This is a genomic window from Brucella pseudintermedia (assembly GCF_008932435.1).
Taxonomy (GTDB): domain Bacteria; phylum Pseudomonadota; class Alphaproteobacteria; order Rhizobiales; family Rhizobiaceae; genus Brucella; species Brucella pseudintermedia.
The window spans coordinates 186,907-213,883 of sequence record NZ_WBWE01000010.1; the positions used below are offsets into that span (position 1 = coordinate 186,907).

Here is a 26,977-nt window from a genome sequence, read left to right on the forward strand (position 1 = left end):
CTTCGATCGGGAAACTGGACCGGAACGGCAAATAGAGGGCGGCAAACCGCCTGAAAATGTGCAATTTTGCTTCAACTTTCCGATCTGCCCTTGCAGGAGCAAGGCCCGAGTTCTATCAGCATCATCAAAAATTGCAGCCCAAGGGAAGGATCGGCAACCTTGATGCCGAAACCTGCAGCCGGCCACCATCTGGTGCGGCCGCGGTAAATGAGCGATGGAGCCAAATTGAAGAACCATCACGATATCTGGGATATCGTCGACGCCAAGAGCGCCGCATATTTTGAACTGAGCGATACGGTTTGGGATAATCCTGAAACAAACTACGAAGAATATAGATCGAGCGATGCCCACGCCGCAATGCTGGAAGCTGAAGGATTCCGCGTCGAACGCGGCATTGCAGGACTGCCAACGGCTGTCATGGGCGAAGCTGGTGAGGATGGGCCCGTCATCGCCATTCTGGGCGAATTCGATGCCCTGCCGGGAATGAGCCAGGTATCAGGGCTGACTGAGGAGAAACCTGTCGAGGCAGGCGGTCACGGACATGGCTGCGGCCACAATCTGCTTGGGGCGGGGTCGCTGCTCGCCGCATCAGCCGTGAAGGAATATCTCGCTGCACGGGGCATAAAGGGCCGCGTGCGTTATTATGGCTGCCCGGCGGAAGAGGGCGGTTCGGCAAAGGGTTTCATGGTTCGCGAGGGGCTGTTCGATGACGTCGATATCGCCTTCTGCTGGCACCCTGCACCATTCGCCGGCGTAAACGATCCGGTTTCGCTCGCCTGCAACGAGATCAATTTCCATTTCAGCGGCCGTGCAGCCCATGCCTCGGCATCGCCGCATCTTGGGCGCAGTGCGCTTGATGCGGTCGAGCTGATGAATGTCGGCGTGAACTATATGCGCGAGCATATGCCATCGACGGCTCGCATTCATTATGCCGTGACCGATACGGGCGGCTTTGCACCGAACGTCGTGCAGGCCAAGGCAACCGTGCGTTATCTCGTGCGCGCCCGCAGCCTGCCGGAAATGCAGACGCTTCTGGAGCGCGTCAAGAAGATCGCCGAGGGCGCCGCGCTGATGACCGAAACGACGGTCCGCAGCGAGATCGTTAGCGGCGATGCCGATCTGATCGGCAATACGCCGCTGGAGCAACTGATGCAGATGCAGCTTGAGCGTCTTGGCCCTCCGGACTTTGACGACCAGGACCGCGAAACGGCAAGCCGGTTCCAGAAAACGCTTTCAAAGGAAGACATTTCCGATGCCTTCCGCCGCTTCGGTGTCGAGCCCAAAGAGGGCCTTTCGCTTTGTGAAGATATCTATACGCCCTATAAGGGCGACAATACTCTCGTCGGCTCCACCGATGTGGGCAGTGTCAGTTGGGTTGTTCCGACAGTGCAGATGCGCGGTGCGACCTGCGCGATCGGCACGCCCCTTCATTCGTGGCAGATGGTGGCCCAGGGCAAGCTCCCGGCAGCGCACAAGGGCATGGCGCATGCCGCAAAGATCATGAGCAGCACGGCCATCGAACTGTTCCGAGATCCGGCGCAGATCGAGAAAGCAAAGCAGGATCACCAGAAACGGCTCGGCGGAACCGTTTTTGTCAATCCGATTCCAGACAGCGTTCAACCCGCTCTGCCCGAAAACGCGAAATAATGCAGACAGGCAGGCAGTTTTTGACATTCGAAATGACATTTAATCCCTCTATTCCCACAGGGCCTGACGCATCATGAAGCAGATGGGCTTTCTCGATATTCTGAGTTTCGGTCCGGATGGCTGGGGCTATGTGCTGATGATGGGCGCGCTTGTGAGCGTGGCGCTTGCGGTTCTGGGCTTTCTGCTCGGTGCCGCCATCGGCGTGTTTGCCGCCTGGGCGAAGATTTCCGGCGGGCGCGCTCTACGCGCGGTCGCTGACGGCTACACCACGATCATTCGCGGCATACCGGACCTTCTCGTCATCTATCTTTTCTATTTCGGCGGCAGCGCTGCCGTTACCGCTCTCGGCAAATATTTCGGCGCGGAAGGTTTTGTCGGCTTTCCCGGTTTTCTGGCGGGTGTGCTGGCCATCGGCATTTCCTGCGGTGCGCATCATACCGAGGTATTTCGCGGTGCATTCCGCGCCGTCTTCAAGGGCGAGATTGAGGCTGCAACAGCCTGCGGCATGGGCCGGATGCTGAAATTCCGCCGCATCATCGCGCCGCTTGCGCTGCGCCACGCATTGCCGGGGCTTGGGAATGTCTGGCAGGTTTCACTCAAGGAATCCGCTCTGGTGTCCGTTGCCGGAGTGGTAGAGCTTCTGCGCCAGGCGCAGATTGGCGCGGGCTCGACAGGCCTGCCCTTCAACTTCTTCCTCATTGCCGGGGCGCTCTACCTGCTGATTTCGTCGGTTTCCGGCGGGCTTCTGCAACTGGCCGAGCGCCACTTCTCGCGCGGTGTCAGGAGGGCAAAATGAACCTTGAATTCTATTCCGATGCGTTCTTCCAGATGGTGGGCGGCGTGCCGCTAACGTTGAAGCTTGCGGCAACGTCCATCGTGCTGGGCGCCGTGCTGGCCCTGTTTTTTGCCCTGATGCGCCTGTCAGGCATCACGGTGCTGGACTGGATCGCCCGCATCTACGTCTTCGTGTTTCGCGGAACACCGCTTCTGGTGCAAATATTCATCATCTACTACGGTCTCAGCCAGTTTCCGGCCATTCGCTATTCGTTCCTGTGGCCGATCCTGCGCGAACCCTACTGGTGCGCGATCATCGCGCTGACATTGAACAATGCGGCCTATGCGAGCGAGATCATCCGCGGCGGCCTGCTGTCAGTGCCGCACGGCCAGATCGAAGCTGCAAAAGCCTGCGGCATGTCGTCCATCACCTGCTTCCGCCGCATCGTCATGCCGCTTGCGATCCGCCAGGCGCTGCCCGGTTACGGCAATGAGATGATCTCGATGATCAAGGCGACCTCGCTTGCGTCGATCATCACGCTCATGGAAGTGACCGGCATCGCGGCAAAGCTGATCGCTGAGAGCTATAGGGCCATAGAAATCTTCGTGATCGCCGGTGCGATCTACCTTGCCATCAACTTCGTACTGACGCGCTTGCTGATGTTCGCGGAATACAGGCTCACCCCTTATCTGCGCCAGCCAGTCGTCAAGGTCTCATCCGAAGGACAAACATCGTGAGCAAAAACGTTTCCCCCAATGCACCGGTAGCGCTGAAAGTCGAAAACCTGCGTAAGAGCTTCGGTACGAATGAAGTGCTCAAGGGCATTTCGCTTGAAGCACGCGAAGGTGAGGTCATTTCGATCCTCGGTTCTTCTGGTTCCGGCAAGTCGACTTTTCTGCGCTGCATCAATCTGCTGGAGACACCTTCGTCAGGCACGGTCACGGTTTCGGGCGAAACCATCCGGATGGCGAAAAATGCGAAGGGCGAAGCCTATCCAACGGACAAGAAGCAGGTTTCGCGCATTCGTTCGGAACTGGGCATGGTGTTCCAGAGCTTCAATCTGTGGTCCCACAAGACCATTCTGGAAAACATCATCGAAGCGCCGATCTATGTGCAGGGTCGTCCGCGCGCGGAATGCGTGGCGGAAGCAGAAGCTCTGCTGGCGAAGGTTGGCATTGCAGACAAGCGTGATTTCTATCCGGCCCATCTTTCGGGCGGACAACAGCAGCGCGCCGCGATTGCCCGTGCGCTGGCGATGAAGCCGAATGTCATGCTTTTCGATGAGCCGACTTCTGCGCTCGACCCGGAACTGGTCGGTGAAGTTTTGCGCGTCATGCGCGGTCTGGCCGAAGAAGGCCGCACCATGCTGGTGGTGACCCATGAAATGGGCTTCGCGCGCGATGTTTCCAACCGGGTCGTGTTTTTCCATCAGGGTCTGGTGGAGGAAGACGGCAAGCCCGAAGACGTGTTCGCCAACTCGAAGTCGGAACGCTTCCGCAAATTCATCAGCCACGAGAACGCTGCCTGATTACCGAAATTCTGCATTCCGGCACAAGCCGGACAGAAACACCCGCAATAGGATAAATGTCATGAAGACCATCGGACTTTTCAAAGCCGTGTTCATTTCCGCCCTTGCTCTGACAAGCATTCCGGCTCATGCCGAGGAAAAGAAGTGGACGAAGATCACCATCGCCACCGAAGGCGCTTTCCGCCCTTACAACTTCACCAAGCCCGATGGGTCGCTGGATGGCTACGAAGTCGAACTCTACAAGGACCTCTGCGCCCGCATGAAGGTCGAGTGCACGATGGTTGCGCAGCCTTTCGACAGCATCATTCCCGCGCTCAATGCCGGCAAGTTCGATGCAATCATGGCTGGCCTCACGGCAACGCAGAAGCGCGAAGAGACCATCAGCTTCTCGGTATCCTACGGCCTGACGCCCCAGACCTTTGCAACGCTGAAGGACAGCCCTTACGCAAAGCTGCCGCATACCGGCGAAACCCTTTATCTCGCCAAGGATGAAGCTGCCGCGCAAAAGGCAATCGATGACGTATCGGCTGAAATCAAGGGCCGTACCGTCGGCGTTCAGACCGCTTCGCTGGGCCTGACGCTGCTCGACAAATACTTCAAGGACAATATCGACATCCGCGAATACAAGACCACCGAACAGCACGATCTCGACCTGAAGTCGGGCCGTGTCGATCTGGTTGTAGCTTCGCTCGCTTATCTCACCGACGCTGCCAAGAAGCCGGGCAATGAAGACATCGTCATGACCGGTCCTTTCTTCAAGGGTGGCATTCTGGGTCGTGGCGTTGCCGTCGGCTTGCGCAAGGACGATGCCGAGCTGAAGAAGATGTTCGATGAAGCCATCGAAGCAGCAAAGGCTGACGGCACCATCAAGCGCCTGTCGGAAAAGTGGTTCGGCTTCGACGTTACGCCGTAATTTCTATACCATATGCAAAGCGCCGCCCCCGGGCGGCGTTTTCATGCGTGCAAACCTTCACATCAAACCGGCGAGCGCTTATAAGTTCGCCAGAAATTTATAAGAGCCACAATGAGCTGTGAGAATGTGATGGTAAAGATCGGTTTCGTGACTGTTTCCGACCGTGCAAGTCGCGGTGAATACGAAGATCTGAGCGGCCCAGCCATGGAAGCATGGATAAAGAGCGCCGTCGTCACACCTTATGAAACAGTCCGCCGCGTCATTCCCGATGGCTTGGAATCGGTGCGCGACGCGCTTACCGATCTTTGCGACAACGAAGCTTGCGATCTCATCCTGACCACAGGCGGCACGGGCCCAAGCCCGCGCGATGAAACGCCGGAAGCCATGCAGGCCGTCCTGCATAAGGAACTGCCCGGTTTTGGAGAACTGATGCGCCGCGTCAGCCTTGAACAGACCCCGACCGCGATCCTGTCCCGCCAGACGGCAGGCAGTCGCGGCAAGAGCTTCATTCTCAATCTACCCGGCAAACCGGCATCTATCGCCATGACCTTGCAAGCGATTTTTCCGGCGGTGCCTTATTGTCTCGACCTTATTGGAGCGGGGCGTATCGATACCGATCCGGCGGTCGTAAAGGCTCATCGGCCGGGTTGAGACACCACCCGCAGCCATTTTGCGCCGCTATTAGAATACATCATATTCCTGCTGTCGCGACGAAAATGCGCAACCCAGCTTTGCGCTTTTGCATGATTTCCTGACTTGCTTTTCCCTCAGCCCGGACTGAATAATAGGGAAAAAGAAGGGGAATTCAGTGAAGCCATTCGACGAGATGCTCAACCATGGCGGGAATATCCGCCAGCCTTATGAATTTCTCAAGCAATGGCTCGACCAACAGGACCCGCACAAACTTCTGCAGAAAAGCGATGATGCCGAAAGCGTTTTCCGCAAGACGGGCATAACCTTTGCCGTCTATGGCGATCAGGAAGCGGGTGAGCGCCTTATTCCATTCGACATCATCCCGCGCATCATTTCAGGGCAGGAATGGCGGCGTCTGTCGCAGGGCATCGAGCAGCGAGTGATGGCGCTCAATGCGTTTCTCGATGACATCTACCATCGTCAGGAGATCGTCAGGGCAGGGCGCATTCCTAAAGAGCTGATTTCCAAGAATGAAGCCTTCCTTCCGGAAATGATCGGCTTCCGCCCGCCGGGTAACGTCTACACCCATATTATCGGCGTCGATATCGTGCGCACAGCCGAAAACCAGTTTTATGTGCTGGAAGACAATGCCCGCACGCCATCCGGTGTTTCCTATATGCTCGAAAACCGCGAGACGATGATGCAGCTCTTTCCGGAGCTGTTTCAGAACGTCAAGGTTCGCCCGGTCGAGAATTATCCGCAATTGCTGCGCCAGTCACTGGCAAGCGTTGCCCCTCCCGGCACGCAGGATGTTCCGACCGTCGCGGTGCTGACGCCGGGCATCTACAACTCCGCCTATTTTGAACATGCATTTCTTGCCGACCAGATGGGTGTCGAGTTGGTCGAGGGAAGCGATCTGCGTGTCGTGGATGGGCGCGTTGCTATGCGCACGACCCAAGGTTATCGCGCTATCGACGTGCTTTATCGGCGAGTGGATGATGCGTTTCTCGACCCGCTGACATTCAGACCGGATTCCACACTCGGCGTTGCCGGTATCATGGATGTCTACCGGGCAGGGAATATCACGATTGCCAACGCACCGGGAACCGGCATCGCCGACGACAAGGCGATTTATTCCTACATGCCGGAGATCGTGGAGTTCTATACCGGTCGCAAGGCCATTCTCGAAAACGTTCCGACATGGCGTTGTTCCGAGCCGGACAGCCTCGCTTATGTGCTCGACAATCTTGCCGAGCTTGTGGTCAAGGAAGTTCACGGCTCCGGCGGCTATGGTATGCTGGTCGGACCGGCTTCGACGAAGGCCGAACGCGATATATTTGCTGAAAAACTGAAGGCAAAGCCGCGCAATTACATCGCGCAGCCAACTCTGGCGCTTTCGACGACGCCCATCTTCACCAAAAGCGGGCTCGCGCCGCGCCATGTCGATCTGCGCCCCTTCGTTCTGGTCTCCGACCGCATCCGCATCACGCCGGGCGGGCTGACGCGCGTGGCATTGAAGGAAGGATCGCTTGTCGTGAATTCCAGTCAGGGTGGTGGCACAAAGGATACGTGGGTACTCGACGACTGAAACAATTGGATTGACGTGCTGCAACTGACGGCAAGATCAGGGCGCGCAAAGGGGAATGATTTATGCTTCTTGGCCGTACGGCAAACGGACTTTACTGGATGTTCCGCTATATAGAGCGGGCCGAAAACATGGCGCGCCTTGTCGATGCGGGGCTTCGCATGGCACTAACCAAAACCTCCGATGCGCCTGAGGAATGGTCATCAGTGGCGGTCTCTGCGGGTGCAAGCCAGGGGTTTTCCGCAAAATACGATGTTTATAACGCTGCCAATGTCGCCGATTTCCTGTTGCGCGATACGGATAATCCATCAAGCGTGATGACATGTTTTGAAACCGCCCGCTCCAATGCCCGCATGGTGCGCACGGCACTGACACGCGAAGCGTGGGAAAGTGTCAATGAAGCATGGATGTCGCTGAAAAAATCCTTGTGCAAGCCATTGAAGGAAAGCGATCTTCCGCAACTTCTGGATCAAATAAAGCGCGAAACGGCGCTTATTCGCGGCTCTTTTCACGGCACGATGCTGCGCAATGAAATCTTCGATTTTGCAAGCCTCGGTACTTTCATCGAACGCGCCGACAACACGGCCCGCATTCTCGATGTGAAATATTATGTTCTGCTGCCTGCGATTTCCTATGTCGGCACGACGCTCGACAATTACCAATGGGAGTCCATTCTCCGCTCTGTGTCCGCGCATCGTTCCTACCGTTGGGTCTATGATGGCGACTATCGTCCGGCACAGGTCGCGGACTATCTGATCTTGAACGGCCGCATGCCGCGTTCGCTTCATTATTGCTATCGCAGCATCGCGGAGCATCTGGATTACCTGTCGAAAGATTATGACAATCGCGCTGCCTGTCACGAGACAGCGGACAAAATCTATGCAAGCCTGCAAAATCAGGACATATCTGTAATCTTCGATATGGGCCTGCATGAATTCCTGACCGAATTCATCACGCGCAACAACAGGCTCGGCAACGAGATCGCTGAAACCTATAATTTCTATTGAGGTCTTCGCTTGCTGCTCAATATCCGGCACGTTTCGCATTATCGCTATGAACATCCCGTCCCCTATGCGGTGCAAAGGTTGCGGCTGCGTCCTCAGACGGTGCCGGGACAGGTTGTGAAACACTGGGAGCTGAAAATCGAAGGCGGCGAGCCGGAGGTTTCCTATGTGGACGGATTTGGCAACAAGACCGATCTGGTCCAACACGCCCGCAATGTCAGCGAGATTGTCATAACGGCAAGCGGCAGCATCGATGTGGAAGACAGGGTCGGTGTGCTCGGGCCCGTCTATGGTTTTGCGCCGCTGTGGCTTTTCGAGCGCGAGACACCGCTGACGATGCCTGGCGAGCGGATCAAGACACTGGCTGGCGATCTCCCCACAGGGCAAGAACGGCTTGCCCTGATGCACGATCTGATGAATGTCATACACAAGGCTGTTGCCTATATGCCGGGAACGACGAGCGTTTCCACGGATGCAGAACATGCGCTGAACGACGGGCAAGGCGTCTGTCAGGACCACACCCATATTTTCCTGTCTGCAGCGCGGCTCATCGGGGTTCCAGCCCGGTACGTATCGGGCTACCTGATGATGGAAGGTGTCGATGAGCAGACCGCGAGCCATGCATGGGCTGAAGCTCATATTGACGGTCTTGGATGGGTCGGGTTCGATGCCGCCAATAATATCTGCCCGAACGACCGCTATGTCCGGATTGCAACGGGGCTCGACTATCGCGACGCGGCGCCGATCTCGGGCGTCCGGCTCGGTGGCGCTGCGGAAAGTCTTGCGGTTCACATCAATGTAGGGCAGTGATCCTTTCTGGATAGTGCGTTGCCTGCCGGATATTGCTTATGACCTATTGCGTTGGAATGAAAATCGATCGCGGCCTTGTGTTCATGTCCGATACGCGGACGAATGCCGGGCTCGACAATATCTCTGTTTTCCCGAAGATGCGAAGCTGGTCGGAGCCCGGTGAACGCGTGATTGTTCTGCTCTCGGCGGGAAACCTCGCGACAACCCAGGCCGTGGCAAGTCTTCTGGAAGAACGCATGAAGGCTCCGGCTGAGCGGCATCCGTCCATCTTTGATGCGCCCTCCATGTTCCAGGTCGCGCGTCTTGTCGGCGATACGGTCAAGGAAGTCATCCAGAATTCCGCTACCGGAGGGCAGAACGCCGATGCATTTGGCGCCTCGTTCATTCTTGGCGGGCAGATCAAGGGCGGCCAGCCGCGCCTTTTCTATATCTACCCGGAAGGTAATTTTATCGAGAGTTCAGCCGACACGCCTTTCTTCCAGATCGGCGAGAACAAGTACGGCAAACCCATCCTTGTGCGCGCCTATCAAAAGGAGATGAGTTTCGAGGAAGCGGTGAAGCTGCTGCTCGTCTCGTTCGACTCCACGCTAAAAGCCAATCTTTCGGTAGGACTTCCGCTCGACATGCATATCTATGAGTCTGACAGTTTCGAGCCTGGAACACGCAAGCGGTTCGAGGCTACCGATCCTTATTATCAGACCGTATCGGAAAGCTGGTCAGAGGCGCTGAAATCGGCGCTGGAGCAATTGCCACCTTTCAGCTTCGAAGATGGAAAGTGAGAAGGCCGGGCGCTTTTCCCCAAGCTGCAAGACAGTGGCGTCAGTGCGTTCGCAAGTATCCTGCCAGACATGCCGGGTGATGGTGTGGAGAGCCTTGGCGTTGGAGGTGCAGGATGCACACAGCGGTCGTGGCATGGGTGACCAATTGACCCTCGGGGGCGGCATCATGCCGTCCCGGAGCGGCATCGGGGTGCGGTAACCGGTGACACCTAATCGCCTGTCCGATGATGTGGTTGAAATGCCCTGGGCGACCGATGTGTCGTTAAAGCCCACCACCGGTTCTGCTCAGTGTCGAATCGTCGAACACACCATCGGTCAGCTTCATCCTCAGAAACCAGCGATAGGCGACATTGACCTTGATCTCGCGCACCAGCTGACGTTCCGAGCGGATGCCGAACAGGTAACCAATGAACAAAGCCTTGAACATCAAGGTTGGATCGAGCGCCGGGGGGCGGTTGTCGGCGCAGTAAAGTCCGGCAACGCGGTCGTGGATGAAGGAGAAGTCGATCACAGCATCGATCTTGCGAAGCAGGTGATCCTTCGGAACCAGACTGTCGAGCGTCACCATCTCGAGAGCCGTCTGCGACGGAGCGGGTTTCTTCAACATGACTCCATGAATCACAAACCCCTGAACAAGGCCAGGGTTTTGTCAGCAGTCTGAAGTCCGGCAGCAAGCCGGACCTGTTCGTTCGCACCCCGGCGCTAAGCCACCTGCTCTTGTTCCATCTCATCAAGACCAAGCAGGTGCCGCACATTCGGGCGCGCCTTGACGAGGTCAGCGATGCTGTATTTCATCAGCACGCCAAAGAAGGCATTGAGCGCTTCGCGCAGCGCCGAATTCAGCGCACAGCTATCGACCAGCGGGCATTCCGTGGCGTCATTTTCGAAGCACTCCGCCATGGCGAAATTTTCTTCCGTCACCCGCACGACGTCGAACAGCGAAATGTCCTGTGCCGCGCGACCGAGGCGAACGCCGCCATTACGGCCGCGCACCGTCTCCACCAGCCCATGCTCGACGAGAGGCTGAAGAATCTTGAACAAAAACAGTTCAGAAACGCCGTAGGCACGCGCAATTTCCGGAATGCGGCTAAGCCTGCCATCATTGGCGGCGCAGTACATGAGCATACGAACGGCATAATTCGTCTGGCGGGTAAGACGCATCACTGTTCCTTTCAATACGTCTCGGAGCAATACACCTCCATGCAGAGGTTGATGGTGCTCCAATCCTTCGGTTCGCAGTTCCAACCGAAAACGGTTCATCCCTGTTCAGGAACTGCTTCGAAATTCTGGTCTTGTCGCATTGGCAATCCGGAAGGTTCAAGACTCAATCGGATCATGCGCTAAAGAAGGGTATTCGTTTCTTAACCCACTTTAGAATCATTCTTAAAATATATGAAGTCTTTTCTCACCTTTAAAGTGGAAAAGTTGTTGCCTGTATCAATTAACTGCGAGTTCCCTCCAGGAGCCGCTGCAAAAGCCCATCGCTTTCACTGACAGACATCTATCCATTCGGCGCTGACCAGCTCAGCCATCCTGTCCGGTGCGATGCGCACCGCGCTGTTGGTAGCCCCGGCGGCGGGCACAACTTCCTCGAAGCTTTTCAGCGACACATCGCAAAAGACGGGCAGGGCGCTTGGCAGGCCAAAGGGGCACACGCCTCCGACCGGATGGCTGGTTTCTGCAAGGACAGTCTCGGCATCCAGCATGCGCGGCTTGGTTCCGAACTGATCCTTGAACTTGCGATTATCGATACGCGCATCGCCGCGGGTAACGATGAGAATGGTCTGGTCCTTGGCCGAAAAGGAAAGCGTCTTGGCAATCTGGCCCGGTTCGACGCCGTGCGCTTCGGCGGCGAGAACAACGGTAGCGGTGCTGGTCGGCAGTTCGATCACTTCGATTTCAGGCGCTTTGGCCGCAAAAAAGGCTTTTACGGAATCCAGACTCATCGCTTCCCTTCTTCTTATTTTGAATTTTCCACTCAAGTTTAGGCCGCAACACGGGAAAGGACAAGGCCGATTACCTGATTGCGGCATTTTTGCATGGAATCTTTATCAGATCGCCGTCCAAATCTGCAACGATTGAAGGGAGAGACCGGCGCGCCTCATAACACGGCAGCCAGCGGCTCCGTGTTATGAATTGGCGTTTAGGTGCGTTTCACAGATCGACCGGCCGGCCGGAAGCTTCTTCTTCCAGTGTCACCGCCACATTCGCGTTGGCGGATAGTCTTACCTTGTCGCCTTCCACGTCGGCAACGAAGCCAAGTTCGATGTAATGATGATGGTCGCTGTGCTGGCCGGAATTATCGGTCTTTTTGAGCTTGATGCGATTATCTTCTATGCGGTCGACTGTGCCGACATGCACGCCATCGGCACCGATGACTTCCATATTTTCTCGGATTTCGTGCTGCATGGGATTTCTCCGTGTTGAATTCGGCCGAAAACAATGGCGATCTGTGATAGGGACTGCTTGCAAGAACCTAGCGCGCATTCGATCGCCGGCCATGGCAATGACCTCGAAAGTTGCATTTGGAGCGCCGGATCGCGCTTTTGTCACCGGCGTTGCGCCGTTTTCCCTGATATCCAGAATGCTGACAAATGAAACAGGGCACGTTGACGTGAAAAGAAAAGCTGCTAAGAAGTCACTCGCTGAGCGATTGGTCGCAAATCGGTAGCTCGTTCCGGTTTGCTACTTTTCCTGAACCGGGAAAAGCACAATAATTCAATTGCGTGGAGGGGTGGCCGAGCGGTTTAAGGCACCGGTCTTGAAAACCGGCGTGCAGGAGACTGTACCGTGGGTTCGAATCCCACCCCCTCCGCCAACTGGCTGTTTTTCTCTGTTTCACGATGCTCCTTGAAGTCCTCGGAAACCCTTGCCTTTTAAGGCTTTTTCGCTCTTAATCGTCACATCCTGTATCACACCGTCTCCTCAAAGCGCGCTTCCGCAATTAGGGAAGGAATTAGGGAACGGCTTAAGGATGAACGAAGAAAGGGGCGAATATGGCGCGGCAAATGAACCGCCTCACTGCGCGAGCGGTATCAGCAATCACAAAGACCGGAATGCACGCCGACGGCGGCGGTCTATATCTGAACGTGACCGGGACGGGTCGGTCGTGGGTCTTTGTGTGGATCAAAAATAAGAAAAGGCGCGAGCTTGGCCTCGGAAGCGTGACGGCTGTAAGCCTCGCCGAAGCTCGGAAAAAGGCAGATGAAGCCCGCCGCTTAGTGGCGGCAGGTGGCGACCCCATTGAGGAAAAGAAGGCAGAAGCACGCGACGCCCGCATCCCGACCTTTGGTGACATGGCTGATCGTTATATCGAAGCGATGGGGCCAAGCTGGAAGAACTCGAAGCATCGTGACCAGTGGCGAATGACACTTGGTCGCACACGGGATGCCGAGGGCAAGTTGACCCGGACAGGCTATTGCCTCGGTCTGGCGGCAAAGCGGGTAGACGAAATCTCGACCGAGGACGTGCTTGCAGTCCTCAAGCCGATCTGGTCGAAGAAGCCAGAGACGGCGAACCGCATCCGGGGGCGTATCGAGATGGTCCTCGATGCCGCGAAGGTCGCCGGGCACCGGACGGGAGAGAACCCCGCAGCTTGGCGCGGCCATTTGGCTTTGATCTTGCCGAAGCGGAGCAAATTGAGCCGAGGCAATCATGCGGCGATGCCCTATTCGGACCTTCCTACGTTCATGGAGCGCCTGCGCGACGCCAAGGGCGTCGGCGCGGCGGCTCTGGAATTTACGATCCTGACCGCCGCCAGAAGCGGCGAAGTGCGCGGCGCGGTGTGGTCGGAGATCAACCGCGACGAAAAGCTCTGGACGATCCCTGCGGCCCGCATGAAGGCCGGGCGTGAGCATCGCGTCCCTCTTTGCGACCGGGCAATCGAAATTCTGAATATGATCGAACTCGTCCGCCGTCCCGTGGAGGGCGACGACGAACAAGCGCTCGTCTTTCCGAGCACGAAGGTAAGACGGCCGCTTTCGGATATGACGCTAAGCGCGGTCCTCCGTCGAATGGACCTCGGCCACTTTACGGTGCACGGCTTCCGGTCGAGCTTTCGAGATTGGGCAGGGGATGAAACCCATTTTCCCCGCGATGTGATCGAGCAAGCGCTCGCCCACACGCTGGAAAGCAAAACGGAGGCAGCGTATCGGCGGAGCGATGCCCTTGAGAAGCGTAAGAAGCTAATGGAAGCATGGGCGCGCTATTGTGAGGGAATGCAGGCCGATAACGTGACCGATCTCGCTTCCCACAGAGAGGCTGGCTGATGACAAAGAAGCCGATCAAGCAAACACGCGCCGAGGAGTTCCGGGCGAAAGAGGAAGCCCGCCGCGCGCCGATCCGAACGCCTCTCGGCGTCATTTTTGAAGATCGGACGCCCCGGCCTGCGGCTCGGCTCCTCGCCGACGAACCGTGCGCCGTTGACGTGCCGCTCGCCGAAGCGCTCCAGAAGCGCTTCCTCGTAGGCAGTGTCGCGACCCTGCGTCTTGACCTGACCGTGGTTGCCTCGAATGCGTGGGCCGAGGCAGCATCCGCTTATAGCGAGCATCTGGCTGCGCCTGCGGCGCGGGAACGACGGGAGAAAGCCGAACGGCTGGCCGCAATGCTCCGGGCGTTCGTAGACGACGCCGAGGATGAAGCCGATGCGATGGAACGGCTCGCCGATAAGGGCGAGGACGAAACGCTCCGCCCGGCCATAGCGACCCGGCAAGCGATTGCGGCGGCAGGCGGAGTGCTCCTGACGCACATCGGCCACTTGCTCGCCGAACCGCTTCACGTCGGTGGGGATGCGACCAATCAGGAGGAGCGAGCGTTTTTCACCGAGCTTGCCGAATGGTGGCAGCGATCCGCAACTGATCCGATCCGGCGCGGCGCTCCCGCTGTTCGTAACAGGATCGCCGTCGCACTCTGGCAGGACATTGGCGGGACCGCGCCTGACGGCATTGCGGAAAGTCGCGAGGAATGGGCGAAACGCAAGTTTCGAGAGCATGCCCGCTAATTGGTAGAAGTTGCCGCTCAAAATTTTCCGACAATCCTTCCTATTTCCACCATCCCGAAATCCGTAGCGTCCGATTGCGCCACACAGAAACGCAAACGAACAGGAAGCAATCGAATGTCACGTACCGAAAACACCGTCCAACCGCGAGCCTTTGGCGTCGCCGATGCCGCGAGATACCTAAGCGTTCACCGGTCCACGATTTATCGCCTCGCCAACAGCGGCGAGCTTGCTATCAGAAAGATCGCGGGCCGGGCTGTCGTCTTGAAAGAAGACCTCGACAAGTTTCTCGACCGCCTCCCGCCTGCCATCGGCTGACCTCTGCAAGTGAGACTTTCCTACACGCCCGCCTTTTGGCGGGCGGTGTTTTTGAAGTACAGATTTCCAAATTTCTATAGTTTCCAAATAATCGAACGCCGCTTTGGGCCGATTATCAACATATCGACAGGGCATTACGCTAAAAATCCTCCCGTTTGTTTTGATTTGTATTGACGTGTCCGGCATTTTTTGCTTCTATCCATGCACGGCCCAGAAAAATAGCCGCGAAGAAAGCATGGATCGAAATCGTTCTGGCGATTTCATGTTGACAATCTTCGCGGAGTACAAAAATGGCCGACAAGCCAGAAGTCCAAACCATTGCGGAAGCCTTGCGCCTTCCGGTTATCAACGTCCCGGATGCCGGTCGGCTTTTCCTCGGCCTTAATCGGACAGCCGCCTATCAGGCAGCAAAGCGCGGCGACCTTCCCACAGTCAAAATCGGTGGCCTGATCCTCGTCCCGGTCGCTCGACTGGCGGCAATGGTCGGTCTTGAGCATCACATCGTGGAGGCCGCCCAATGACCTCCCGCACCGAACTCGCCGCCGTTTGGCCCGTCACCCCTACCGCAGCGGCAGAAGCCGGACACGCGCCCATGAGCGCGGTCCAAGCAATCCGCCAAAAGTGCCGGGACTGCTCGGCAGGCAATGACGCCGAAATCCGCCGCTGCGAAGCCGTCTCATGCGCGTTGTGGCCGTTCCGGGTAGGTAAGTCCCCTTGGCACGCTCGACGCTCGTTTTCCGAGGGTAATACCCCGCTTCCAGAGGAAACGGAGGCGTTCGATGGCGAAGCGTGACTTCTCCCGCTCCAATGCCCGCAGTCTCATGCGCCAGCGCGGCATCGATAATATCGCTGACATGGCAATTCCGGGTGGCCTTAGCCGCCCGAAGGTCCAGCAGTCGAAGGCGGCCATGCGCGCAGAGCTTGAACGCCTCCTCGCCGAACACGCTGCAAAAGAAAAACCCGCCGCATCTGGCAATGCGACGGGCTTCAAAAAACCAAGCAACCAGCAAAGCTGAAAGGTTCGAGCCATGAACGCCAAGTTATTCGCAAATGTCAAGGCACTTCCCGCGTTCCCGATCATCTTCGCAGCGATGGTCGGTCTCAACATCGGCCTCGCGCTCGCACAGTTCGCGGGCTGATCCTCAAACGAAAAGGCCGGGCTGACGGCAATCAGACCGGCCTGAAAGGAAAGAAAATGACGAACCTGAATATGGCAGAGCCGCAGGAAAAAAGCAAACGCATCCGGCTAAACCTCAACCACATCGAGCGGAGCCGGTGGCGTCGAGGTATGGCGGCCGACCCGAATATTTCCTCCTCCGCGTTCCGCTTGGCTTCGGTAATCGAAGACTTGATGAACCACACCTCCGGCGAAGCGTTCGCCGGGCAGGATGAGCTTGCCGCCCTGTCCGCCGTATCGGCGAGGCAGGTTCGCCAGCACCTCGAAGCTTTGGCAGCGGCAGGTTGGATCATCGTTCTGTCGGGCAGGGATCGGACCCGGCCACGATCAAAGCGCGGGCTTCACTACCGTCCAGCGTGGCCGGACGAGGAGACCAAAGCACGCTGCATGGCCCGTGAATACGTCTCGGCGGCGGAAGTTAAAAGCGGCGGAAAACCGCCGGTTTTGAGTGAGCGTAAAACCGGCGATCCAGCGTCGCAAAACCGGAAATCCAGCGTATCAAAAGCGGCGGAAAACCGCCGGTTTCATAGTAACGACAGAATACCGACCAATACGGGCGGAGGCCGCTTGGGCGGCTCCGCCCAAGGAGATATCATCTCATCCGTTGATATCGGTGGCCGATATAAATCCTCTCCTCGCCGGGCCTTTGCTTACGCAGGCCCGGAGGAAAATGATGAAGAAATCATCCTTCCGTCGGAAGCCGGTGAGATCAATATCGAGGACATGCCCCCTCTCGATAGCCCGGACCATGAATTCTACAATGGACCAGAACGAGGCGATCTAGTCGGGATCGGATGCGGCGCTTCCATTCCTCTGTTGGCGGAAGCGGAAATCGACGCGGGGACACCCCGCGACCCCGACGCCCTGACGGGCGACCGGCGAGAGGACGAACCGGAGATCGCGACGCCTGATCCGGTCGCCGCATGGCTTCGTGAAAATGCTCACCTGATCGCGAACGCCCGAAAGCAGTCTCCGATAGCAGTTGCCAGAGCGTGGGCGATGACGGCGGCGAGAGAAATCGGCTTCGACGCTGAAACCGCGCGCACGATGCTTTCGGCAGCGCTCCAACAGGCAATCGGCAACTGCGATGACGACGATGCCGACTTCATCCACCTCCGCGACGACGCGCTCGACGCGGACCAGCACCACGCTTCCATCGGATTTTGAAGGAAAAAACGATGACGCAACTCGATTTCTTTGACAGCCTCGACCAGCCGGTCCCGGCTCCGGTCGCACATCAGCCGGAGCCGATGGCGGGGCCAGAGCCTCGCGGGCAAATAATCGCCTTTCCGATGACGCACCATGTCCTCGTGCAACAGACCGCAGCGGTGATGCGCTCGCTTCGCGACGATGATCTGCGGGAGGCGTATTTCAAACGGCGGATGGTCGAACTTTTCCGCGCCCGCCAGATGGACGGCCTCTCACGCGAGGAGGCCCGCGATGACGTGCAAGCGGCATGGCGAGCGATCCGCGCCGAATACCGCCGACCGAGCCCGCCGCCCGCGCGCTGGCGCGATCACAATTCCCTCGTTTCATTCCCGGAGAGAAGCCATGACCGACAAACAGCCTAACGCCGCGACAGCGACAATCTTTGATTTTGCGGCTGACGCCTTCCAGCCACTTCCGAGTGACGATTGGATTTGGTCAACGGCCACGATTTGCCGAGGCCGCGATCCGACGCCGGAATTTTTGCAAGGCTTCATTGCAGCCGTGCGATCCCGACCCGGCCAGACGGAAACCGAGCTTTGGAATGACCGGCAGACGCTGGCAGCATTCGCGACAGGTTATGAACGAGCTGTGCTCGACGGATACGAGACACTTCGTATCGCTGTTGAAGAGCGAACGGAACAGGCGCTTGCAGCGATTGAAGCCCATGCGAAGGCGATCATTGACGCTCACGTCGAGAAGATCGAAGGCGGAACGCCCGCGACCTCAAACAAACCCACACTGAATTAAGCGGCCCGGCCGCAACCGAGAGGATTTTGACCATGAAACGACCAAAACTCACCGCCGCCGATGTTCTGGCGCGGCTTGCGCCGACCGACATCCACCTTGCAGACGACGACGACCTGCTCGCTGGCGTCGAGCGTGCAATCGAGAACATCACCGACCCACAAGCTGCGCTCGCCTACGCGATTGCCTTCCGTTCCGGCCTCCGCTCCGGGCCATCGGCGAACGCCGCCGAGCCTGTCCCGGCACCGGCACCCGTCGCCCAGGCATCACCCGATCTCGGCGCGGTGCGCGCCGAGGCCGCGCAGGCCGGGGCCGCTGCAGAGCGCAACCGCATCAAATCGATCTTGACCGATCCGATCGCCCGCGAGCGCTTCCAAGCTGCAAAACATCTGGCCTTCGAGACCAGCATGACGCCATCCGAAGCCCTCGCGCTGCTGTTCACCGTTAAGCCCGGCAGCGCCGCCGAGGCGCTGCGCCGTAGCCTCCCGGCGAACGTCGCCCGCGCCTGTAACGCGGAAGGCGGCCTCGTTCGCTTCGATGCAAGCGCCGGAACTATCGCGACGGTCGAAGCCGGAGGCGCACCGGCAGGCGCGACACTCGGCTTTTGTCCGGCTCCCGATCCGTTCGTCAAGGCGGACCCGGCAGCGCAAAGCCGCGAGCGGTGGAAGAAAGTCACGGACGATCTGAACGCCGGGAAATCGGCGATCCACGTATGACGACGGCGCGGCGGCCCGCAACGGCCGCCACTGCCACAGACAAGAGGTGCGGACCATGCAACTTTTTGATGCGACCGACGAAAAATGGCCTGTTGATCCTGCCACCGTGGACCTTTCCACGGGCGAGTGGGTCACGGTCGGACAAGCCGCCAATCTTGCCCGCGTCGATGAACGGACCATTGCACGATGGATCAAGCAACGCGACATCTCGATTGTCGTTTTCGGGCGACGGTGGATCAACCGGCGGAGACTTTTCGGCCAATAAAGGGGCGGCCCGAAAGGCCGCCTTTTCGTTTTGTGTCATAGATTGCCTGTCTTTGTCGGGCGCGACGGCCACCCGGCGTTGCTATCATCCGAGCAGAAAACAAACCACCTTGCCGGAGCCGCCACATGCTCGACCTTCTGCCAGCAATTCTTGACACATTGCCCGCCACCTCCCGCCTCAAACTGGAACGGCTCGCATCCGACCGCGCCGCCGCCTATGCCGCATATCGCGCGGCAAGTGACCTCGAGCAGGCGGCGCGCATCGAGTTCGGCCAAGTTTCGGGGCTGGCGCAGCGGCAGGCGGAGGCCGGACAGGGCCTTTCATTTCAAGGCGACGGGCAGAAGGAAGACGCAGCGGCCGCAGAGGCGCGGCTTGACGCTCCGGTCGAGGCCGCGAAGCGTGCGCTGCAAGTCGCTGTCGATGCACGCGAACGAGCAGCGGAGCGACAGAATGCTTTCGGCTTTCTCGAAAACGTCGAGACGTGGCTTCGCCGGACGGCGACGCCGGGCGCATCATTCCGGGAAGCGAAGATCGATCCCGCTCTAGTGAAAGTCCGTGGCGATATTGCCACCGAGATCGCCAAGGTCCGCGCTCGCATTGAGCGGATCGAAGCCGACTTTGCGAAGGTTGAGGGCGCACCGACACCGGCTGTGGACCTCAAGGCACGCGCATTTGCGGAGATTGACCGGATCGCGGACGCAGGCGCTTTGAAGGTCCACCCAGCATCGCGCAGTGCCGAACCGCTCGGCCTCGCTCGGAAGCTTGCGCTTGGAACTGGAAGCGGCGGCTCGATAGTCGGAACAGGCGGCACCGATATTTTTGTCTGGTTGCTCCGCGACCAGATGAAGGCCGCTATAGCCTCGCAGATCGATCAGTTTCCGGCGAGCGGAGCGCTATCCGACGACGAGCGCGAGGCGGCTTTCCGCCAGATCGCAGAGCAGCGCCTTGAGCTTGAGCGGATCGAGGAACACCTGATCGCAACGGCAGCGGTGGACGGTCGACACATCGCCCGCCGCGCCGACGCCGATCCGCGAGCGGTCCTCGGCATCGAAGCTTGACCTAATCGTCCGGACCAAGGGTTCTTTCCATACCCTGTCCTTCCCCGGACGAAACCGGGAGGGGCGAGACCGCGCCCTCGTCCCTCCCAATCAACGCTAAGGGTGGCTCGACGTCTCACCCTCAAAACAGGCTATGCACGCGCTTGAGCGAAAGACGTACCCGACCAAGGCGAAGACGCTGAACGCGCGCCACAGGGCAAATGCAGGGCGAACAGGGGCGATCCCCAGCAACCGTGTAGGGACCGTATCCATAGGCCAAGGCCTGCGGGCACGCGGCCGCCCCGGATTTGGATGTTTTTTGGATTTCCAAATTCGCAGTTGGCTTTGCCGAAACTCCCTGAAAATTCAAAGAAACGAGGTTCCAAAATGCAAAAAGCGAAGGAAACCCAAATCAGCTTCATTCCAGCCCGGAGCCTCGGAGCGCTTCTCGGCCTATCACTCGAAAGACTTCGCCAGCTTGCGCGTCAGGGCGTGATCCCGACGGCCAACGGCGGGGCATATCCGCTTGTCGCGTCGGTCCAAGGCTACATCCGCTTTCTCCGGGACAGTCCCGGTCGCACGGACGGCGCGGGCGCGGCCCTAGCCGACGCCAAGCGCAGAGAAACCGAACTGCGGAACAGTCGAACGGCGGCCACGCTGATTGAGACTTCCGCCGTCGAACATTTTTTTGTTGACACGCTCTCAACGCTTCGGGCGGAGACTGTTGCTTCGATACAGTGTCTTGACAAACGAATTGCGCCACTCGCTCTTGCGGCTGCAAATCGGGCCTTCAATCGAGCAGAAGAAAAGGTCGCCGAGGCCATCGACAATCTGCGCAATGGGCGCGACCCGCTGGACGATCACGATGAAAATTAGAATTGTTCTCCTCGCCGCGCTGGCGATCTCGACCACTGCTTCCGCAGGCGATCTTGCGGACCTAACCGGGCGGGCTTCCGTCATCGATGGCGACACAATTGAAATTAAGGGTCAGCGGATCAGGCTCAACGGGATTGACGCGCCGGAAAGCTGGCAGACATGCATAAACGCCACCGGCAGAGTGTACGGCTGCGGGAAGGACGCTGCTTTCGCTCTTGCCGATTTCCTCAATGCATCGCAGCCCGTTACCTGCCTCGCTGTCAGCCGGGATCGTTACAAAAGAACGGTCGCTGACTGCTTTCGAGCAGATCATGAGCCGGTCAACGGCTGGCTTGTCCGGCAGGGATGGGCAGTGGATTGGGTTCGCTACTCGAAGGGCGAATACGCAAGCGAGCAGGCCGAGGCTCGCAGCGCCCGGCGCGGTATTTGGCAGGGCGATTTTCAGAAGCCTTGCGAGGCGCGGGCGGCGCGCTCGAAGCGCTCGCCCTCTTGCTGACCCCGGAAGGGATTGCAATCGAGGCCAAATGCCACCATATTGCAAGTAGCGCTCGCGTGACCACGGATGTACTGGCACGTTTGAGCAAGAGGCCCGGTTTCCGGGCCTTACTCTTTTCAGCCTGCATTGCTTCAACTACGAAAAGCCCGGCGCGAAGGCCGGGCGTGACATGATTTCGGCGTGTCGTGACACTCAAGCCATTGAACGCGACGCGGATTAACCGATTGTGTCGAGATCAGCGACAAGGGCGTCTATCGCCTTGTCGCCGCCTTCCATGACCTTCCGAACGATCAGCGCGGCCAGTTCCGCCGGGTCGCGCTCGCGCTTCGCCGCGTGCCTGTCGAGCAATTCGCGATCCGCCGTCTTCCATTTCATCATGAGAAAGCTGGCATTCCCGCCCCGTCGCAGCATCGGAATATCATGCTCATGCAGCATCGCTGTAACGCGGGCGGCCGTCGTGCCTCCGATGATCTTCGCGATCTCGTCGCCCGTCTTACCCTGTCCCGCGAGGAATGCGACGCGCAGCTTATCCGGCCCGTACCACACCCGCCGTCCCGCTGCCCCGGAGGCTCGCTTCTCGGCTTGCTTTATCCGCTTTTGAGCCTTTCGCTCGATCTCGGCGGTTCGCTTTGCGACCGCCTGCTCGATGGCGGCGCTGATGGCGTCGTCCGGTACCCCCGCGATGTTGTATCGCGGTTTCGGTGGCCGTCCTCGTCTGACAGGCTCATTCGGTTCCGGCTGCATTCTCGACCTCCATCGACAATTGTTTTTTGATCCGCTCCGTTTCGCCCAAGGGATCGAAAGCCATAAGCATGACCCGGTGCCGGTCGCCCCTTCGCCATGCTCGCCAGATGCCCGGTGCAATCCCTGATGCACGGGCCGCCTTAAAGGCGAGCCGTGCAATATCGTGACGCCGATCGGCAGAAAGTGGAGCGGATGAAATGAGCATATTATCTTCCCATTGAATGAGAAAGAAGAAATGCACGTTTTTGCGAAAGAATAAATTTGGAAATCCAAGTTGGAAGGCCAATTTCACGACCCGGCTTCTCTGTCAGTTCTTGTCAATCGACCGCGCCGCGCCGTCGTCTATACTTCCAATAATGCTTCTTGCATTTAACTTCATCGATGACAGGACGAATACCTATGACTTGGAAAACCAAAGCCGTTCCGTTGCAGCATCCTATCGCCGTCGGCGAGAAAACGGTCGCCGCAATCACGCTTCGCGAGCCGGACTTGAACGCATTGGAAGTCATCGAGGGGCTTGGCCTCGCCGATGGCGTCGCGCCGAAGCTCTCGCAGATTAGAGGGATTATCGCCGCGCTCGGCGACCAGCCGGACGAAGTTCTCGGCAAGCTCCACCGCGACGACGTAGCGACACTGACCGAGGCGCTTCTACCTTTTTTGTCCGGCGAGGAGACGACGGCGGCGGAAGCGACGACCGTTGTCTCCTGATCGAACTGATCGACTGGAAGCGCGGCCACGGCGACGAAATGGCCGCGCTTGTCGCTCACTTCCTTTCCACACCACTTCCCGCCGTCATGGCGATGCCGATCAGCCTATTCCTTCGGATGGTCGAGCAAGTACCGAAGATCGCGCGGATGAGGCAGCTATAGGAGAAAAGCCGTGTCTGCCATGGTTTCCACACTAACCGTCCGTCTTCTCGATCAGGTGACGGGTCCGGCGCAGAAGGTCGCCCGCTCGCTGCTCGGCATATCGTCCGCTTTCGAGTTAGGCGGCAAACGCGTGGGCTTCGGGGCGAGGCTGAACGCGGCGATCAGCAAGAACAATGCTGCGCTCGACCGCACGCGGGGGCGTCTCGTTGATGCCGCCGCAGGCTTTTACCTTCTCAAGTCCGCGCTCACGGCTCCGCTCTCCAATGCGGCGGAGTTTGAAAGCATCTTGCTCGATATCGCGCAGAAAGCCGACTTGAGCGATAGCGCAATGGCCTCTCTCGGAAAGCGGGTTTCGGGTCTGTCAAAAGACCTCGGCCGCTCGCAGGCCGAAATCGCCGGGGTTATGGATGACCTCATGGGTAAGGGCATGGACGAGAAGATCGCCGAGGCGGCCGTCCATCCCATCGTAAAGACCGCCGCCGCTTACCGCGCGGCGGCTGATGATGTGGCCTCCGCAGGCTTTTCGGTTGTTGACAACCTCAAGGTGCCGGTGAAGGAGCTTCCCAAGGCTCTCGACATTATGGCTCAAGCAGGCAAGGAGGGCGCATTCGAGCTAAGGGACATGGCGGCCGAGTTTCCCGCGCTCACGGCGCGGGCGCAGGCTCTCGGTATGACCGGGACGAAGGGCGTCGCGCAGCTTTCCGCAGCCTTGCAGATCGCCCGCAAGGGTGCCGGTACGTCAGCCGAAGCGGCGACGAACACCGCGAACCTCATGCAAAAAATCATCAGCCCGGAGACGACGAAGAAATTCAAAAAGGCCGGGATTGATATCCGCAAGGAACTGAAACAGGTTCAGAGGGAAGGCGGTGACGTTTTCGAGTTCATTGCCGGCAAGGTCATGCAGGCGACGGGAGGCGATCTCGCGAAGATCGGCGATTTCTTCGAGGATGCGCAGGTTCAAGCTTTCCTCTTGCCGCTGATCCAGAACATCGAGGAATATCGACGCATCCGGGACAAATCGGCCAAGGCGGATAAGGTCGTAGACGAGGACTTCGCCCGTCGCCAAAAGACCATGGCCGCGCAGAGCGCAAGGTTTTCCGCTTCTATGGAACGCCTCGCAAGCGCCGTGGGAACGGCGCTGCTCCCGGCCCTGAATGCAATCCTCGACAAGATCGTCCCCGTTGTGGATATGATCGGCCAGTGGACGGCGGCTAACCCCCGCCTCACAACCGCCATAGTCGGCGTTACAGCCGCCCTGATCGGCCTCAAGGTTGCGGCTATCGGCCTCCGCTTCATCGGCCTGCTCGGGCGCGGTGGCGCTCTTTCCCTCCTCGCTTCCGGGTTGAAGGCGGTAGGAGCGGGCGCAGCCGGTGCGAGGCTCGCGGGGAGCGCCCTTCGTGCCCTTGCTGGTATCAAGATCGCTCGCGGCCTGACCGACTGGCTCTCCGGCCTCGGACGCGCCTCGGACGGCATTGCAAAGACGGCGGCCTCATTGGAACGGGTTAATACGGCGGCGACGAAGGCCGGGGCCATTAAGGCCCCCGGCCTCTGGCGGGTATTGCCCGGCGTGGCGTTCGGAGCCAACGCCATGCTGAATGCTCCGCAGACGCCGGAGGAAAGCGCCGCCAATGGCGAACGGCTCGAAAAGTTCTTCAAGGAAAATCTCGGCACTCCGATGGACTGGCTCGGCATGAAAGAGCCGCTGATTGATACGATCATGCGGAAGGTCGGGCCAAGCGAACGGACCGGGCCGGAGGCGACGCCAGATCAGGCACGCGCCGCCGATCTTGCGGACATTCGGGCACGGCAGGCAGAAATCGACCGCCAGCTTGCCGAGATTGAAGCGCGAAAGCATCCGGCAATGCGGGATGCCCCCGACCCGCAGCGCGATCATTTGCAGATGCAGCGGGCCATACTGGACGCCGATGCGCGGCGCTTGGAGGCGCAGGCCCCGAAAGGGCCGGAAGTCGCTCTATCCGCGCCCACAGCGCCAGTTCCGGGCGATAAGCCCGCGAACGTCCCGATCCCGGAGCCGAAGCCGACGGAAGCCAGAGCCGCCGCAGACGAAACGATGGGCGCTTTCAATGCCGGTATTGATGCAGGATTAAACGCCGCAGAGGCACGGATGACAGCTTGGATGCAGCGTATGGTTTCCCTCATGGCAACCAGCTTGACGCCGACAATCCGGCCAAAGCTGGATATGTCCGGTATATCCGGCGTTCATGCCGACGTAGGCGTCGAGTGACGATCCGGGCGGCGGGCAAACGGCCGCCATAACTTGCGTTCAAATGAGAGTTCGTAGCGGAATATCTGAAATTACAACGCGGTTGGCGGCGTTTGCCACCCCCACTTTTTCAAGTGTATCCACTACGGCATCCCTTATCACGCCCGGGTAATTTGATGGACCAATGATCACACGTTTGACAATCGAGTTCGGCGATATATCGAACGCTCCTCGCTCGGAAGTATAATCTCTAAAGGCGATTTTATACACGCGTTGAGGGATACCAGATACAGTTACCGTAGCGCGCTCTAATGAAGACACAGAAACGCTTGGTGTATGAATAACGCGCCATTCCTTTTCTTCCTCGAAGCCTTTATGTTTCAAGCATATAATGCCAAACTTAAGCATGTTGAATACTTGTGACATTACCAAGAATTCAGGTAATGATGAAAGCCATTCTCTGTTCAATTCTATGTTGGAAATTATAGTCTCCAGATCGTCACCTAGTTCCCGGTCACCTATATAAGCAACCGGACTACTGACAGCCTCCAAGTAGTTTGTTTCTGAAAGGAAAGGCAATTTGTTCAAAACGACCGCTATACCGATGGAACCTTGTCCATACGCTCTCCACATTGAAAGTCTGCCAATATCGTCCTCTTTGGCTGCATCATGCTCTGATACGCAGGTAATATATGTATCCCTTAAGAACCCATGTACATGGTGCTGAAAGTAGCCAATCGAATTCTCGCCCAATCGATCATGGCACCCATTCAATGCTTCTTTTAGCCGACCAAGACGATTATTTTTGCTTAAAGCTAGGCTAATTCTACTAAGGCCGTGCTCAATTTCCGATACATCGTTCATACACTTCGCATTCCGCATCCAAATACTGGGAGCCGCAGCGTTAAAAATATTCATGAAATTTTCGGCGGATGTATAGTGGACAAAGTCCGGTCCATCCGGCCCCGCAAACCGATTGAGTTCTTTAATCGCTCGCGGCATGAAAATCGAAGCGAGCCGCAGATTATTTATAGTCATTATCCCCCCGATATAACGCGAGCGCGGTTACAATATTGGGACGCATTTTAAAGCGTTAAACCAGCCGATTGGCGACGCATAAAGTAGCTTATCCGCAACAATGTTGGTCAGGGGCACCGACTACAGCGATCTCGGCCATCTCTGCGAGAGCGCTATTGTCGGTGCTCGCGTCCGTCTGCGGGATTTCGACCGCCTCGCCGTGATCAGTAGCGCTGCCCCCGCCGCACGCCGAAAAAGTGGGGATAATTGGGAACGGGTGCGCCTGCGATCCGAATTAGGGACGGAATTAGGGAATGGAAATTAAGGCTGAAAAAATGATTGTATATTCAAGTCGATAGGCAAAAAATAATATAGACACCCCCTCCGCCATAAGGTTCTGAAAACATCATGTAAAATTTGTCGACGGATATGGATGGCTCCAATCGGTGCCTCAGAGACAGAACAACATGTCTCGCCGCTGCTTAAAAGTAACCGCCCGATTGTTACCGTGGAGAATATGTCTTGACGCGGGCGACGATTTCTTCGTCATCGACAAAGCATTCGAGGAATTCTTGCCATTTTTCGGCTGATTGACGCGCGTCGACCAGCATCTGT

The 26,977-nt window shown here is 58.0% G+C and carries 31 protein-coding genes, 1 tRNA gene and 1 pseudogene; 26 read left to right on the plus strand and 7 right to left on the minus strand.

Translation table 11 applies throughout. The features are described from left to right. Nucleotides 1-207 precede the first annotated feature (207 nt). The 10 genes from F9K78_RS14435 (at nt 208) to F9K78_RS14480 (ending at nt 9,674) form a co-directional block, all read left to right on the plus strand. Nucleotides 208-1,647, plus strand: a complete 1,440-nt coding sequence (locus tag F9K78_RS14435; protein ID WP_121985081.1) for a M20 family metallopeptidase — start codon at nt 208-210, stop codon at nt 1,645-1,647. A 73-nt stretch (nt 1,648-1,720) separates the two neighbouring features. After that, on the plus strand, nt 1,721-2,443 hold the full coding sequence (locus F9K78_RS14440) for an ABC transporter permease (RefSeq protein ID WP_121985080.1): 723 nt from the start codon (nt 1,721-1,723) through the stop codon (nt 2,441-2,443). Continuing rightward, nucleotides 2,440-3,159, plus strand: a complete 720-nt coding sequence (locus tag F9K78_RS14445) for an ABC transporter permease (protein ID WP_121985079.1) — start codon at nt 2,440-2,442, stop codon at nt 3,157-3,159. Before F9K78_RS14440 ends, F9K78_RS14445 begins: the two co-directional genes overlap by 4 nt. Next, nucleotides 3,156-3,950 (plus strand): ABC transporter ATP-binding protein, encoded by a 795-nt coding sequence (locus F9K78_RS14450; RefSeq protein WP_121985078.1) that lies wholly within the window; start codon nt 3,156-3,158, stop codon nt 3,948-3,950. The genes F9K78_RS14445 and F9K78_RS14450 overlap by 4 nt, the downstream gene beginning before the upstream one ends. Nucleotides 3,951-4,011: 61 nt before the next feature. Continuing rightward, nucleotides 4,012-4,863 carry a transporter substrate-binding domain-containing protein gene (locus F9K78_RS14455; RefSeq protein ID WP_121985077.1) on the plus strand — a complete coding sequence of 284 codons (852 nt, stop codon included), beginning with the start codon at nt 4,012-4,014 and terminating at the stop codon, nt 4,861-4,863. A gap of 129 nt (nt 4,864-4,992) precedes the next feature. Next, nucleotides 4,993-5,514: a molybdopterin adenylyltransferase gene (gene mog, locus F9K78_RS14460; protein ID WP_121985076.1), complete on the plus strand. Its 522-nt coding sequence runs from the start codon at nt 4,993-4,995 to the stop codon at nt 5,512-5,514. 157 nt (nt 5,515-5,671) lie between these two features. Next, a complete protein-coding gene (locus F9K78_RS14465) occupies nt 5,672-7,084 on the plus strand; it encodes a circularly permuted type 2 ATP-grasp protein (RefSeq protein ID WP_121985075.1) in 1,413 nt (470 codons plus the stop codon). A 62-nt stretch (nt 7,085-7,146) separates the two neighbouring features. Beyond that, nucleotides 7,147-8,088: an alpha-E domain-containing protein gene (locus F9K78_RS14470; RefSeq protein WP_121981549.1), complete on the plus strand. Its 942-nt coding sequence runs from the start codon at nt 7,147-7,149 to the stop codon at nt 8,086-8,088. Between the two features lie 9 nt (nt 8,089-8,097). Beyond that, on the plus strand, nt 8,098-8,895 hold the full coding sequence (locus tag F9K78_RS14475; RefSeq protein ID WP_121985074.1) for a transglutaminase family protein: 798 nt from the start codon (nt 8,098-8,100) through the stop codon (nt 8,893-8,895). Nucleotides 8,896-8,933: 38 nt separating this feature from the next. Further along, complete coding sequence (locus F9K78_RS14480) at nt 8,934-9,674, plus strand: proteasome-type protease (protein ID WP_121985073.1); 741 nt, start codon at nt 8,934-8,936, stop codon at nt 9,672-9,674. Nucleotides 9,675-9,954: 280 nt separating this feature from the next. On the opposite strand, the pseudogene F9K78_RS14485 reads toward F9K78_RS14480, so the two are convergent. The 4 genes and pseudogenes from F9K78_RS14485 to F9K78_RS14500 form a co-directional block, all read right to left on the minus strand. Continuing rightward, nucleotides 9,955-10,281, minus strand: a pseudogene (locus F9K78_RS14485) (transposase); the annotation flags it as partial. 95 nt (nt 10,282-10,376) lie between these two features. After that, the gene (gene rirA, locus F9K78_RS14490; RefSeq protein WP_121985072.1) at nt 10,377-10,835 is read right to left on the minus strand and encodes an iron-responsive transcriptional regulator RirA; all 459 of its coding nucleotides are present in this window, start codon (nt 10,833-10,835) and stop codon (nt 10,377-10,379) included. A 326-nt stretch (nt 10,836-11,161) separates the two neighbouring features. Then, nucleotides 11,162-11,620, minus strand: coding sequence for a YbaK/EbsC family protein (locus F9K78_RS14495; RefSeq protein ID WP_121985071.1), 459 nt, complete (start codon nt 11,618-11,620; stop codon nt 11,162-11,164). A 208-nt stretch (nt 11,621-11,828) separates the two neighbouring features. Continuing rightward, nucleotides 11,829-12,083: a DUF2171 domain-containing protein gene (locus F9K78_RS14500; RefSeq protein WP_121981794.1), complete on the minus strand. Its 255-nt coding sequence runs from the start codon at nt 12,081-12,083 to the stop codon at nt 11,829-11,831. Nucleotides 12,084-12,402: 319 nt separating this feature from the next. Here F9K78_RS14500 and F9K78_RS14505 point away from each other — a divergent pair. The 14 genes from F9K78_RS14505 to F9K78_RS14570 all read left to right on the plus strand — a co-directional run bounded on the left by F9K78_RS14505 (nt 12,403) and on the right by F9K78_RS14570 (nt 21,508). Then, nucleotides 12,403-12,492, plus strand: a tRNA-Ser gene (locus F9K78_RS14505). Nucleotides 12,493-12,682: 190 nt separating this feature from the next. Then, nucleotides 12,683-13,942, plus strand: a complete 1,260-nt coding sequence (locus F9K78_RS14510) for a tyrosine-type recombinase/integrase (protein ID WP_235925431.1) — start codon at nt 12,683-12,685, stop codon at nt 13,940-13,942. Further along, nucleotides 13,942-14,673 (plus strand): hypothetical protein, encoded by a 732-nt coding sequence (locus F9K78_RS14515; protein WP_151682251.1) that lies wholly within the window; start codon nt 13,942-13,944, stop codon nt 14,671-14,673. Before F9K78_RS14510 ends, F9K78_RS14515 begins: the two co-directional genes overlap by 1 nt. Before the next feature lie 114 nt (nt 14,674-14,787). Then, nucleotides 14,788-14,988 (plus strand): helix-turn-helix domain-containing protein, encoded by a 201-nt coding sequence (locus F9K78_RS14520; RefSeq protein ID WP_151682252.1) that lies wholly within the window; start codon nt 14,788-14,790, stop codon nt 14,986-14,988. Nucleotides 14,989-15,278: 290 nt separating this feature from the next. Further along, a complete protein-coding gene (locus tag F9K78_RS14525; RefSeq protein ID WP_151682253.1) occupies nt 15,279-15,509 on the plus strand; it encodes a MerR family transcriptional regulator in 231 nt (76 codons plus the stop codon). 258 nt (nt 15,510-15,767) lie between these two features. Beyond that, the gene (locus F9K78_RS14530) at nt 15,768-16,004 is read left to right on the plus strand and encodes a hypothetical protein (RefSeq protein ID WP_151682254.1); all 237 of its coding nucleotides are present in this window, start codon (nt 15,768-15,770) and stop codon (nt 16,002-16,004) included. Between the two features lie 179 nt (nt 16,005-16,183). After that, nucleotides 16,184-17,332 carry a helix-turn-helix domain-containing protein gene (locus F9K78_RS14535; RefSeq protein ID WP_151682255.1) on the plus strand — a complete coding sequence of 383 codons (1,149 nt, stop codon included), beginning with the start codon at nt 16,184-16,186 and terminating at the stop codon, nt 17,330-17,332. Between the two features lie 11 nt (nt 17,333-17,343). Beyond that, nucleotides 17,344-17,736, plus strand: a complete 393-nt coding sequence (locus tag F9K78_RS14540) for a DUF6074 family protein (protein WP_151682256.1) — start codon at nt 17,344-17,346, stop codon at nt 17,734-17,736. Next, on the plus strand, nt 17,717-18,121 hold the full coding sequence (locus F9K78_RS14545) for a hypothetical protein (protein WP_151682257.1): 405 nt from the start codon (nt 17,717-17,719) through the stop codon (nt 18,119-18,121). The genes F9K78_RS14540 and F9K78_RS14545 overlap by 20 nt, the downstream gene beginning before the upstream one ends. Before the next feature lie 32 nt (nt 18,122-18,153). After that, nucleotides 18,154-18,834 carry a hypothetical protein gene (locus tag F9K78_RS14550; protein ID WP_151682258.1) on the plus strand — a complete coding sequence of 227 codons (681 nt, stop codon included), beginning with the start codon at nt 18,154-18,156 and terminating at the stop codon, nt 18,832-18,834. Nucleotides 18,835-18,889: 55 nt separating this feature from the next. After that, nucleotides 18,890-19,099 carry a MerR family transcriptional regulator gene (locus F9K78_RS14555; protein WP_151682259.1) on the plus strand — a complete coding sequence of 70 codons (210 nt, stop codon included), beginning with the start codon at nt 18,890-18,892 and terminating at the stop codon, nt 19,097-19,099. 125 nt (nt 19,100-19,224) lie between these two features. Continuing rightward, on the plus strand, nt 19,225-20,157 hold the full coding sequence (locus F9K78_RS14560) for a hypothetical protein (RefSeq protein WP_151682260.1): 933 nt from the start codon (nt 19,225-19,227) through the stop codon (nt 20,155-20,157). 366 nt (nt 20,158-20,523) lie between these two features. After that, a complete protein-coding gene (locus F9K78_RS14565) occupies nt 20,524-21,012 on the plus strand; it encodes a hypothetical protein (protein WP_151682261.1) in 489 nt (162 codons plus the stop codon). After that, nucleotides 21,002-21,508, plus strand: coding sequence for a thermonuclease family protein (locus F9K78_RS14570; protein WP_151682262.1), 507 nt, complete (start codon nt 21,002-21,004; stop codon nt 21,506-21,508). The genes F9K78_RS14565 and F9K78_RS14570 overlap by 11 nt, the downstream gene beginning before the upstream one ends. Before the next feature lie 216 nt (nt 21,509-21,724). On the opposite strand, the gene F9K78_RS14575 is transcribed toward F9K78_RS14570, so the two are convergent. Continuing rightward, nucleotides 21,725-22,252 carry a hypothetical protein gene (locus F9K78_RS14575; protein ID WP_151682263.1) on the minus strand — a complete coding sequence of 176 codons (528 nt, stop codon included), beginning with the start codon at nt 22,250-22,252 and terminating at the stop codon, nt 21,725-21,727. After that, nucleotides 22,233-22,544 carry a hypothetical protein gene (locus F9K78_RS14580; RefSeq protein WP_151682264.1) on the minus strand — a complete coding sequence of 104 codons (312 nt, stop codon included), beginning with the start codon at nt 22,542-22,544 and terminating at the stop codon, nt 22,233-22,235. The genes F9K78_RS14575 and F9K78_RS14580 overlap by 20 nt, the downstream gene beginning before the upstream one ends. 107 nt (nt 22,545-22,651) lie before the next feature. Here F9K78_RS14580 and F9K78_RS14585 point away from each other — a divergent pair, with 107 nt between their 5' ends. Together F9K78_RS14585 and F9K78_RS14590 are read left to right on the plus strand one after the other, a co-directional pair. Beyond that, nucleotides 22,652-22,960 carry a phage tail assembly protein gene (locus F9K78_RS14585; RefSeq protein ID WP_167518115.1) on the plus strand — a complete coding sequence of 103 codons (309 nt, stop codon included), beginning with the start codon at nt 22,652-22,654 and terminating at the stop codon, nt 22,958-22,960. A 180-nt stretch (nt 22,961-23,140) separates the two neighbouring features. Beyond that, nucleotides 23,141-25,366 carry a phage tail tape measure protein gene (locus tag F9K78_RS14590; RefSeq protein ID WP_235925437.1) on the plus strand — a complete coding sequence of 742 codons (2,226 nt, stop codon included), beginning with the start codon at nt 23,141-23,143 and terminating at the stop codon, nt 25,364-25,366. Nucleotides 25,367-25,405: 39 nt separating this feature from the next. Here F9K78_RS14590 and F9K78_RS14595 read toward each other — a convergent pair whose 3' ends face one another. Continuing rightward, nucleotides 25,406-26,383 carry a DUF2971 domain-containing protein gene (locus tag F9K78_RS14595; RefSeq protein ID WP_151682267.1) on the minus strand — a complete coding sequence of 326 codons (978 nt, stop codon included), beginning with the start codon at nt 26,381-26,383 and terminating at the stop codon, nt 25,406-25,408. Nucleotides 26,384-26,977: the final 594 nt, after the last annotated feature.

Bases quoted from the DNA above. Each gene is read 5' to 3' on its own strand.
- F9K78_RS14435 (WP_121985081.1), top strand. From the start codon at position 208: ATGAGCGATGGAGCCAAATTGAAGAACCATCACGATATCTGGGATATC.
- F9K78_RS14440 (WP_121985080.1), top strand. From the start codon at position 1,721: ATGAAGCAGATGGGCTTTCTCGATATTCTGAGTTTCGGTCCGGATGGC.
- F9K78_RS14445 (WP_121985079.1), top strand. From the start codon at position 2,440: ATGAACCTTGAATTCTATTCCGATGCGTTCTTCCAGATGGTGGGCGGC.
- F9K78_RS14455 (WP_121985077.1), top strand. From the start codon at position 4,012: ATGAAGACCATCGGACTTTTCAAAGCCGTGTTCATTTCCGCCCTTGCT.
- mog (WP_121985076.1), top strand. From the start codon at position 4,993: ATGGTAAAGATCGGTTTCGTGACTGTTTCCGACCGTGCAAGTCGCGGT.
- F9K78_RS14470 (WP_121981549.1), top strand. From the start codon at position 7,147: ATGCTTCTTGGCCGTACGGCAAACGGACTTTACTGGATGTTCCGCTAT.
- F9K78_RS14480 (WP_121985073.1), top strand. From the start codon at position 8,934: ATGACCTATTGCGTTGGAATGAAAATCGATCGCGGCCTTGTGTTCATG.
- rirA (WP_121985072.1), bottom strand. From the start codon at position 10,835: ATGCGTCTTACCCGCCAGACGAATTATGCCGTTCGTATGCTCATGTAC.
- F9K78_RS14495 (WP_121985071.1), bottom strand. From the start codon at position 11,620: ATGAGTCTGGATTCCGTAAAAGCCTTTTTTGCGGCCAAAGCGCCTGAA.
- F9K78_RS14500 (WP_121981794.1), bottom strand. From the start codon at position 12,083: ATGCAGCACGAAATCCGAGAAAATATGGAAGTCATCGGTGCCGATGGC.
- F9K78_RS14510 (WP_235925431.1), top strand. From the start codon at position 12,683: ATGAACCGCCTCACTGCGCGAGCGGTATCAGCAATCACAAAGACCGGA.
- F9K78_RS14515 (WP_151682251.1), top strand. From the start codon at position 13,942: ATGACAAAGAAGCCGATCAAGCAAACACGCGCCGAGGAGTTCCGGGCG.
- F9K78_RS14520 (WP_151682252.1), top strand. From the start codon at position 14,788: ATGTCACGTACCGAAAACACCGTCCAACCGCGAGCCTTTGGCGTCGCC.
- F9K78_RS14525 (WP_151682253.1), top strand. From the start codon at position 15,279: ATGGCCGACAAGCCAGAAGTCCAAACCATTGCGGAAGCCTTGCGCCTT.
- F9K78_RS14530 (WP_151682254.1), top strand. From the start codon at position 15,768: ATGGCGAAGCGTGACTTCTCCCGCTCCAATGCCCGCAGTCTCATGCGC.
- F9K78_RS14535 (WP_151682255.1), top strand. From the start codon at position 16,184: ATGACGAACCTGAATATGGCAGAGCCGCAGGAAAAAAGCAAACGCATC.
- F9K78_RS14540 (WP_151682256.1), top strand. From the start codon at position 17,344: ATGACGCAACTCGATTTCTTTGACAGCCTCGACCAGCCGGTCCCGGCT.
- F9K78_RS14545 (WP_151682257.1), top strand. From the start codon at position 17,717: ATGACCGACAAACAGCCTAACGCCGCGACAGCGACAATCTTTGATTTT.
- F9K78_RS14550 (WP_151682258.1), top strand. From the start codon at position 18,154: ATGAAACGACCAAAACTCACCGCCGCCGATGTTCTGGCGCGGCTTGCG.
- F9K78_RS14555 (WP_151682259.1), top strand. From the start codon at position 18,890: ATGCAACTTTTTGATGCGACCGACGAAAAATGGCCTGTTGATCCTGCC.
- F9K78_RS14560 (WP_151682260.1), top strand. From the start codon at position 19,225: ATGCTCGACCTTCTGCCAGCAATTCTTGACACATTGCCCGCCACCTCC.
- F9K78_RS14565 (WP_151682261.1), top strand. From the start codon at position 20,524: ATGCAAAAAGCGAAGGAAACCCAAATCAGCTTCATTCCAGCCCGGAGC.
- F9K78_RS14570 (WP_151682262.1), top strand. From the start codon at position 21,002: ATGAAAATTAGAATTGTTCTCCTCGCCGCGCTGGCGATCTCGACCACT.
- F9K78_RS14575 (WP_151682263.1), bottom strand. From the start codon at position 22,252: ATGCAGCCGGAACCGAATGAGCCTGTCAGACGAGGACGGCCACCGAAA.
- F9K78_RS14585 (WP_167518115.1), top strand. From the start codon at position 22,652: ATGACTTGGAAAACCAAAGCCGTTCCGTTGCAGCATCCTATCGCCGTC.
- F9K78_RS14590 (WP_235925437.1), top strand. From the start codon at position 23,141: ATGGTTTCCACACTAACCGTCCGTCTTCTCGATCAGGTGACGGGTCCG.
- F9K78_RS14595 (WP_151682267.1), bottom strand. From the start codon at position 26,383: ATGACTATAAATAATCTGCGGCTCGCTTCGATTTTCATGCCGCGAGCG.